Origin of the sequence: Halorubrum tebenquichense DSM 14210 (assembly GCF_000337415.1) — an archaeon.
In the GTDB taxonomy this organism is placed as follows: Archaea; Halobacteriota; Halobacteria; order Halobacteriales; family Haloferacaceae; genus Halorubrum; species Halorubrum tebenquichense.
Genome location: NZ_AOJD01000029.1, coordinates 22624 through 30440, shown reverse-complemented (window position 1 = coordinate 30440; position 7817 = coordinate 22624). Strand labels below are relative to the sequence as shown.

The 7817-nt window shown below is 69.5% G+C and carries 10 protein-coding genes and 1 tRNA gene; 5 read left to right on the top strand and 6 right to left on the bottom strand.

Annotation, left to right across the window (positions count from 1 at the left end; translation table 11 throughout):
- The first annotated feature begins 52 nt into the window (after positions 1-52).
- Complete coding sequence (locus tag C472_RS05260; protein ID WP_049906343.1) at positions 53-997, top strand: DMT family transporter; 945 nt, start codon at positions 53-55, stop codon at positions 995-997.
- 160 nt (positions 998-1157) lie between these two features.
- Entirely contained in the window at positions 1158-2333 is a 1176-nt protein-coding gene (locus tag C472_RS05255) for a chemotaxis protein CheC (protein WP_006628765.1), read from the top strand.
- Positions 2334-2464: 131 nt separating this feature from the next.
- On the opposite strand, the gene C472_RS05250 is transcribed toward C472_RS05255, so the two are convergent.
- Together C472_RS05250 and C472_RS05245 are read right to left on the bottom strand one after the other, a co-directional pair.
- A tRNA-Leu gene (locus C472_RS05250) sits at positions 2465-2549 on the bottom strand.
- 593 nt (positions 2550-3142) lie between these two features.
- The gene (locus C472_RS05245) at positions 3143-3841 is read right to left on the bottom strand and encodes an endonuclease III domain-containing protein (RefSeq protein ID WP_006628764.1); all 699 of its coding nucleotides are present in this window, start codon (positions 3839-3841) and stop codon (positions 3143-3145) included.
- A gap of 96 nt (positions 3842-3937) precedes the next feature.
- Between C472_RS05245 and C472_RS05240 the strand changes: the two genes are divergently transcribed.
- The 3 genes from C472_RS05240 (at position 3938) to C472_RS05230 (ending at position 4997) form a co-directional block, all read left to right on the top strand.
- Positions 3938-4246: a hypothetical protein gene (locus C472_RS05240; RefSeq protein WP_006628763.1), complete on the top strand. Its 309-nt coding sequence runs from the start codon at positions 3938-3940 to the stop codon at positions 4244-4246.
- Between the two features lie 143 nt (positions 4247-4389).
- Positions 4390-4806 (top strand): DUF2178 domain-containing protein, encoded by a 417-nt coding sequence (locus C472_RS05235; protein ID WP_049906341.1) that lies wholly within the window; start codon positions 4390-4392, stop codon positions 4804-4806.
- The gene (locus tag C472_RS05230) at positions 4803-4997 is read left to right on the top strand and encodes a helix-turn-helix transcriptional regulator (RefSeq protein WP_006628761.1); all 195 of its coding nucleotides are present in this window, start codon (positions 4803-4805) and stop codon (positions 4995-4997) included. Before C472_RS05235 ends, C472_RS05230 begins: the two co-directional genes overlap by 4 nt.
- Before the next feature lie 22 nt (positions 4998-5019).
- On the opposite strand, the gene C472_RS05225 is transcribed toward C472_RS05230, so the two are convergent.
- From C472_RS05225 to C472_RS05210, 4 genes are all read right to left on the bottom strand, one after another.
- Entirely contained in the window at positions 5020-5655 is a 636-nt protein-coding gene (locus C472_RS05225) for a fibrillarin-like rRNA/tRNA 2'-O-methyltransferase (RefSeq protein WP_006628760.1), read from the bottom strand.
- Complete coding sequence (locus tag C472_RS05220; protein WP_006628759.1) at positions 5648-6601, bottom strand: NOP5/NOP56 family protein; 954 nt, start codon at positions 6599-6601, stop codon at positions 5648-5650. The genes C472_RS05225 and C472_RS05220 overlap by 8 nt, the downstream gene beginning before the upstream one ends.
- 70 nt (positions 6602-6671) lie before the next feature.
- On the bottom strand, positions 6672-6905 hold the full coding sequence (locus C472_RS05215; protein WP_049906338.1) for a glycine zipper domain-containing protein: 234 nt from the start codon (positions 6903-6905) through the stop codon (positions 6672-6674).
- Between the two features lie 104 nt (positions 6906-7009).
- Complete coding sequence (locus tag C472_RS05210) at positions 7010-7792, bottom strand: CBS domain-containing protein (RefSeq protein ID WP_006628757.1); 783 nt, start codon at positions 7790-7792, stop codon at positions 7010-7012.
- Positions 7793-7817 lie beyond the last annotated feature (25 nt).

Sequence of the window (7817 nt, the reverse complement as noted above, 5' to 3'; positions counted from 1 at the left end):
ACTACCCAAACTGATCGTCCGTCCGAGGCTGTGGCCGAGGTGTTGCGGTAACGTGTTCTCCCGACGCACGGGTCTGTTGTTCCTCGTCTCGGCCCTGCTCTTCGGCGGTACCTTCGTCGCGGCGAAGGCGGGGCTGGCCCACCTTCCGCCGCTGTTCTTCGTTGCCGTCCGGTTCGACATCGGGGCAGTCGTCTTGGCGGCGTTCGCGGCGACGCGGCTCTCGCGAGCGGAGTTGCGTCCCCGCACCCGCGGGGACGTCATCGGCATCGTCGCGACCGGCGTGATTGTTATCGGGCTGACGAACGCGCTGCTGTTCGTCGGGCAGCAGTACGTGACGAGCGGCGTGGCCGCCGTCGTCTTCAGCCTGAACCCGATCCTGACGCCGGTCTTCGCGGCGTTTCTGCTCAGCGAGGACGGGCTTTCGGCCCGCGGATACGCCGGCATGGCCCTCGGCCTGTTCGGCGTCGCGCTCGTCGCCGATCCCGATCCCGCCGCGCTGTTGGGCGGCGGCCCCGGCGTTCCGCTCCTGTCCGCGGCCGCCGTGGCGAGCGCGCTCGGGGCAGTGCTGATACGGCGCGCGGACGCGACGCTGTCGAGCACCGCCCGCACCGTCTGGGGCGTCCCGCTGGCGGCCGTCCTCTCGCACGCGCTGAGCCTCGGCGTCGGGGAGTCGGTCCCCGGCCTGTCGCTGCCGCCCGTCGCGCTCGCGGCGCTGCTGTACGTCGGCGTCTTCTCCGGTGCGATCGCGTACATCGCGTACTTCGCGCTCATCGACGAGGTCGACGCGACGCGCGCGAACCTGCTGTTCTACTTTGTTCCCGTCGTCTCCGCGGTCGGGGGCTGGGCGCTGCTCGGAGAGACGCTCTCGGCACAGTCGCTGGCCGGGTTCGGCGTCATCTTCGTCGGCTTCCTCCTCGTCAGCGGTCTCTCCGTGACTCGGTCGCGGCTCCTCCGGCGGCTGGTTCCGGAACGGTTCGTCGACGACGGCCCGGCGTGACCGCCCCGTCGCCCCGTCGCACCGCGGACCTCGGCCGCCGCATCCAGTCCGTTAATAGGATCTCGGCTCTGAAACCACGCATGCGCTCGTCCCGTCCTCGGCCGCCCGATCGGAGTTCCGGCGTCACTCACCGCCCTTCCCGACACCGCGCGGACCGCCAATGAGGATCGACATCAATCAGCTCGAACAGTTCAACCACCTCGCGTCTCAGGGCGCTCGGCAGGCCGCGCGGTCGCTGTCACAGCTCACCGGACTTCGCTTCCGCGACGAGCGCACCGGGGCCGGACTCGTGACGGAAGCCGACCTCGAAGCGATCTTCGCCGGCCAGCAGTACATCGGCGTTCAGGTCGGACTCGAAGGCGGGCTCTCCGGCGAGACGGTGTTGATCTTCGAGCCGAGTTCGGCGGATCAGCTCCGGCAACAGATCCCCGGAGCGACCGGTAACGCGTCGATGGCGGGCAGCGCGTTCGCCGAACTCGGCAACATCATGGTCGGGGGCTTCGTCGACGGGTGGGCCGACCACCTCGGCGTCGAGGTCAACATGACGCCACCGACGTACCTCGAGGCGGCGGGCATGCGGATCCTCCCGCGGCTGACGCGTCGCGAGGCGAGCGAGGAGGGCGTCTTCCTCTTCGAGAGCCGGCTCACTGCGACCGACGTCGACCTGTCGGTCCCGATGTACCTGATCCCCGAGTACGAGGAGTTCGTCAGCCTCCTCGCGGGGCAGTCGAACAGCCAGACGGTCCCGGTGGAGAAGCTCACCCTGTTCAACGACTTCGCGAAGGAAAGCGCCGAGCGAGCGTCGGACCAGCTCGGTATGCTCACCGGTCTCCCCACCGACGTCGACGTGAGTCAGCTCCGGTTCCTCTCGCTGTCGGAGATCGCCGCGGACCTCGGGCGGCGGACCCACATCGGTTCGCTGTTCGAGATGAACGGGCTCCCCGGCGGGTACTTCCTCCTGCTTTTCGACGTTCGGTCCGGTCAGTCGGTCGCCGAGGCGATGACGCCCGGCGACGCCGCGGACCTCGACGACGCGACCGTGAAGGCCGCGATAGAAGAACTCGGCAACATCCTCACCAGCGGGTTCATCGACGGATGGGCGAACATGCTCGAATCGACCATCGAACACTCGCCGCCAGAGTACGTCCGCGACAGCGGCGAAGCGATCATGCGGTCGGTGATCGCCCGGCTCACCGACGACCAGGACTACGCGTTCGCCATCGACTCGGCGATCGAGATCGGGAGCGAGGAGACGCAGTGCCACATCTACGTCGTTCCGGACCGCGCGGAACTCGCTCAGGCGCTCGAGGCGCTTCCCGGCCCCGGCGACGACTGACCGTCGCTTCAGGATCCTTCGCGTCCGTTCGAGCCAGTGCGCGTCGGACCGGATTCGAACCGCGAGGACTCGCTTCGCTCGTCCTCTGGGCTACAAATCCGCTCCTGCTCTTCGCTCACTTCGTTCGCTCATGCGCGGGACCGGATTCGAACCGGCGGACCCCTACGGGATAGCGTCCTAAGCGCTACGCCTTTGGCCTGGCTCGGCAACCCGCGCGCAGATCTGCGTAGGCGAAACCGATTCAAGAACCTGACGGACCGACACCGCTACGTGGTCGCAGAAAAAGCCACGGTGGCGCGTGCCGGCGAGCGGCCGAAGGCCGCGAGTCGCACGCGCGAGGGAGTCGGCGGCGACCGTCGGGAGCCGCCGACGAGGTTGGGGAGGTGTGAGGTGCGGGGCTGTGCGGGGTGGGACTCGAAGGGGCAGCCGGGAGGACGAAGCACGACGACGCAAGCACCGCAAGGAGCGAGTGAAACGAGCGACTGAGGCGCGTGGTTCGAGAGAGCTTTGCTCTCTCGTCATCGCCGGAAGTCGGAGACTTCCGGCTAGCAGTCAGAATCCGAAAGATTCTGACGACATCACGAGACGCCTTCGGCGTCTCGAACGACAGCGAGTCGCGCGAGTCCCGCGAGCGAACGCGAGCGGGACCACGAAAGACGCAGCGCCGAGCGAAGCGAGGCGACCGTCTTTCGGAGGTCCTCACGGCTGGGGCTTCGCTAGTCGTCTCCGCAGCAACCATGTCCTAGCAGGCGAGTGCTTGCGAATAAGCGGCTGATATGTAAGGAGTCGGATATTTCGCCAACAACGTCTCAACAGCCCTCGCAGTCGCAGTACGCCTCGCACACGGGATTGTCGCAGTCGGGATTCCGGGCCGAACAGTGCTCCCGACCGTGCCGGATCAGGAGGACGTGGAGCGGGTAGATCAGTTCGTCCGGGACCCGTTCGTCTAACACCTCGTGTGCCCGCCCGTTCGACGCCGACTCGGGGACCAGTCCGAACCGCTTCGAGACGCGCTCGACGTGGGTGTCGACCGCCATCGTCGGCTTTCCGAAGTGGAAGTTCAAGACGACGCTGGCGGTCTTCGGACCGACGCCCTTGATATCCGTGAGCCACGCCTTCGCGTCGTCGGTCGCCATCGCGTCGAGGAACGCCAGCGAGTACGCGCCGCCGGTCTCCTCGCGGATCGCGGCCAGCGCGCGCTGGATCCGGGCGGCCTTCTGGTCGGGCAGTCCCGCCACGCGGATCGTCTCTCGCAGCGCCTCGTGGTCGGCGGCCTCGATCGCCGCGAAGTCGTCGTACCGCTCGAACAGCGCCTCCGAGGCCCGGGCCGTGTTCTCGTCGGCCACGTTCTGCGAGAGGATGGTCGTCACCAACTGACGGACGCCCTCCCCGGGTTCGGCCGTCGGGTCCGCGCCGTGCTCGGCCACCCGGTCGACCGGCTCGTACAGCGCCACGAGGTCGTCGTGAAGCGACCGGACCCGCGTCTCGTCCCACGTCTGCGTCGACATACGCGCGCTACGTGCGCGGGCGACTTCAGGGCGGCGGACGTGCGCGCGACTCAATGGACGCGGCCGCTTATATGCCTCCCTCGACTACCGGTCCCCGTGTACCGAGCGAGCGACCGGGTCGACAACGAGGCGTGGATCGAGCTGCTCGACGAGGCGTGCGCCGCGCTCGACCTCGACGAGGAGACGCGCTCGACCGCGGTCGACCTGTTCCTCTCCCGCGCGCCCGACGACGACCGCGGCAAGCGCGTCGCGGCCGCCGCCAGCCTCTACGCCGCCGGGCTGATCCGCGGCGAGGAGCGCTCGCAGTCCGCCGTCGCCGACGCGATGGACGTCTCCCGGCTGTCGGTCCAGAAGCGGTGGAAGCCCATCCTCGAAGACGCCGGCTTCTCGCCGCCCTCGTGGTGAAGTGCGGGAAATCTGGCGCGTCATCGACTCTCGATCCCATTCTGTCTCCGAACGCTACCGGCGATAGCTTTATTATCTAACGTAAAGTCTGCTTTACTGTAAAGCGAGCTTTACACTCGGTCCGCGCTCGCTTTACCTCCACCATGAGCGAACACGCCACCCCCGCGACGAAGCGGCTCTCCAGGCGGAAACGGTACAAGCGACTGATGGTCGGGCTCCTGATCGGTGGGATACTCGCCCTGTGGATAGGCATCTACTTCGATCGGTTCCTCGTCGGTGTCCTCTTCTATTGGGGAGGATTCTTCGGGATGCTAGCCGTGTGGCGGCTCAGTTCGGTGACTCTGTACGACGAGCGAGACACGGCCATCGAGCGGAAGGCGAGCGATTACACGATCACTATCTTCGGGTTCGTCTTCGTCCTCGGCGCGCCCGGTGGAATCGCGCTCGAGGAGAGCGGCCTCGTCGAACTGCCGGCCGCCTTCGGCGGTGCGATGTGGACGCTGTTCGCGATATACGTTGTCTTCGGCGTCGTATATACCGTTCTCCGACGGCGATCATGAAGAACGACATCCGGGAACGGCGCGCTGAGACCGGCGAGAGCCAGGCCGACTTGGCCGCCGCAGTCGGGGTCACCAGACAGAGTATCAACGCGATCGAACGCGAGCGCTACGACCCGTCGCTGGAGCTCGCCTTCGACCTCGCGGACCACTTCGACTGTTCGGTCGAGGACCTGTTCGACCCGGCGGGGTGAGGGTCGGCCGCCGCTTCCGGACCTACTTCGGCGTCGCCACCACGCCGAGGTGGTCCTCGTGGTAGCGGTCGAGCCGCCGCGTCTCCAGGATCTCGTACGCCTCGCGGAGCCGGTCGAGCGCACCCTCGAACACGTCTGCCGGCTCCGCGGTCACGTCCTCGCTGCGCGCCTTGATCGCCAAGAGTAGTCGGCCGTCGTCCGCCAGGAACCGCGCGTTGCGCACGGCCACCTCGGCCTGTCCGCGCGTGGCGACGTCCTGAACGACCGCGTCGACGTCGCTCTCGACGACGTGCGCGTACGTCTCCGGCTTCCGCGCGTCCTTGAGCAGCGGGAACAGCCTGTTGCGCGGCTCGGCGGCGTCGAGGAGGTCCCGCGCCGGGCGGGGCGCGAACTCGACCGCGTACGTCGGGCCCGCGAAGTCGGCGACGTGGCTCACCGTGGTCCCGCTCGCGGCACCGAGGTAGAGGACCTTCTCGCCGCCCGTCAGTCCCGTCTCCAGCCCGAGTTCCAGCATCCCGCCGAGCTTCGACCGCTCCGGGTCCCACGCGCGCCAGCCCTCGGCGGTCGGCTCGCCGTACACCGGTTCGCCGCGGGTCGCCAGCCGCCGCTCGCCGTCGATATCGCGCCGTTCGACGCCGGCGGGCAGGTCCTCACTCATCGCCGGTCACCCCCTCGGTCTCCGCGCCGCCCGCGTCTCCGGGGTCGTCCCCGTCATCCGTCCGCGCCCGGATCGTCGCCATCCGCTCGCGGAGGTCGTCGTGGAGCCGCTCCCGGCGCTCGCCGGCGTAGTGGTCCGCCCGCGCGCCGAGCGAGAGCTTCCCGGCGAGCGCGCGCGCCGCGGAGCCGCGGTCCTCCGGCCGCGTCCCCCGAACGAATTCGTGGGTGTAGATGATCCCGTGTTTCGGCGAGGGGGCCCGTCCCGAGAGGTGCGCGAACAGCGCGTCCTCCGCGCCGAGCACCTGTACCGTTCCGGACGGCTTCTTCGCGAGCGGCTCCAGCCCGCCGGCGAGTGCGATCAGCCGCGCGGCCAGCTCCGGCCCGGCCATCTCGGTCAGGTTCGGCGCGACCGCCGGCGCGATCCGACCGATGGTCTCCGCGAGCGCCGCCCGCTCGTCGTCGAGCTCCGCGGCGCGCTCGGCGAGGGAGACGGCCCGCCGCTCGACCTCGGTCTCCGGCTCGCGCGCGGCGATCGCTCGCGCCCCCTCGATTCCGGGGTCGACCTCGTCGAAGAGGCTCCCGGCCCACTCGACGGCGCGCTCGGCGAGCTCGTTGGCGACGCGCTCGCTGTCGTCCATGGCCCGGACCGCGTGGATCAGCTGCGCGTCGTCGGCGCGCTCGCGCTCGCGGACCGCCTCCCGCGTCGCGCGCGTCGTCGCGGCCTTGAGCCGGTCGTAGTACTCGTCCGCGTCGTCCGCGAATCCGGCTTCGACGGCGCGCGCGGGCCAGTCGGCGGGTGCCTCGGCGGTCCCGTCGCGGACCCGCGCCGCGGTCGCGGCGTCGCCGCTCGCCGTGTCGCCGTCCGCCGCCCCCGACGGACGCGCCTCGAACCAGCCGCCCCCGCCGTCGGACGCCCCGTTCGCCTCCGGGTCGTCGGTGTCGCTCATTGCCGACGGCTACTCGGCCCGCCGGTATAGACGTTCCCGATGCGGTCGACGGTCTCGGTCGACGACCCGCTTACGCGGCCGCGTCGGTCTCGGCGTCCGCGTCGTCCGATTCGTCCTCGGCGTCCGCGAACACGCCGCCCGCGCCGGACTTCAGTTCGGCGAGCGTCGCGCCCGCCAGCCCGCCGAGCGCGCCGCCCGTGCTCGCCGCGTTCCGGCTCCACAGCCCGCCGACCGCGGCACCGACCGCAGCGCCGACGGCCGCGTACTTCGCCCTGCTCATCGCGGTTCTGATTCGAGATCCCATACCGGCCCTCTCTTGTCGACTCATAAAAGTGTGTCTGCGAAAACCACGGATTGGCGCGGGCGGCGCGGCCGGCGACGCGACCCTCCGCCGACCCGCGAGCCGCCTCACTGGAGTCGCTTCGTCGTCTCCACGAGCGGATGTCTGGCGTAGTCGACGACGTCGATGTCGTCGACGACGCGGAGTCCCTCCTTCTCGGCGGTCTTCGCCATCCCGAGGTCGACGGTGGTCCGGGGGACGATCACGTACGCGTCCATCGCCTCGATCCCCGCCTCCCGGGCGGCCATGGCCCGGTGGTGGCCGTCGGCCAGGTAGAGCGTGCCGCCGTTGTCGATGACGACGAGCGGCTCGGCGAGGCCGTTCTCCAGCTCGTACTGCCGCCCCTCCAGTTCGTCGGCGTACACGCGGGCCTGCGTCGGCGTCAGGGCCGCGATGTCGACCTCGCGCCGCTCCTCGTCGAGGTCGACGCCGTGGATCTGCGAGAGGGTCCGCATCAGCTTCCCGACCTTGCCGGGCGTCGCGCGCTCGATCTGCGACCGGACCACGTCCGTGTTCGAGATGATCCCGACGAGGTTGTCGGCGTCGTCGACGACTGGGAGCCGCTGGATGCCGGACCGAAGGATCACCCGCGCGGCGTCGGTCACCTTCATGTCCGGGTGCGCGACGATCAGGTCCTCCGTCATCACCGTGAACACGGGGGCGTCGTCGTCCGCGAGCAGCAGGTCCCCGGCCGCGACGAACCCCTCCACGGTGCGACCCTGCGTGACGGGGAACCCGTTGTGCCCGTCGCTGTCGGCCATGCGGCGCGCGACGGCCGCCACCGTCTCGTCCGGGCTGACCGTCTCCACCTCGCGCGTCATGTACTCGCCGACGGTCGGTTTCCCGCTCATCGTCCGCGGTAGACGCTCCCGGAAT

Excerpts from the sequence above, each read along its gene's own strand:
- C472_RS05255 (WP_006628765.1), top strand. The coding sequence starts at position 1,158 with ATGAGGATCGACATCAATCAGCTCGAACAGTTCAACCACCTCGCGTCT.
- C472_RS05245 (WP_006628764.1), bottom strand. The coding sequence starts at position 3,841 with ATGTCGACGCAGACGTGGGACGAGACGCGGGTCCGGTCGCTTCACGAC.
- C472_RS05235 (WP_049906341.1), top strand. The coding sequence starts at position 4,390 with ATGAGCGAACACGCCACCCCCGCGACGAAGCGGCTCTCCAGGCGGAAA.
- C472_RS05230 (WP_006628761.1), top strand. The coding sequence starts at position 4,803 with ATGAAGAACGACATCCGGGAACGGCGCGCTGAGACCGGCGAGAGCCAG.
- C472_RS05225 (WP_006628760.1), bottom strand. The coding sequence starts at position 5,655 with ATGAGTGAGGACCTGCCCGCCGGCGTCGAACGGCGCGATATCGACGGC.
- C472_RS05220 (WP_006628759.1), bottom strand. The coding sequence starts at position 6,601 with ATGAGCGACACCGACGACCCGGAGGCGAACGGGGCGTCCGACGGCGGG.
- C472_RS05215 (WP_049906338.1), bottom strand. The coding sequence starts at position 6,905 with ATGGGATCTCGAATCAGAACCGCGATGAGCAGGGCGAAGTACGCGGCC.
- C472_RS05210 (WP_006628757.1), bottom strand. The coding sequence starts at position 7,792 with ATGAGCGGGAAACCGACCGTCGGCGAGTACATGACGCGCGAGGTGGAG.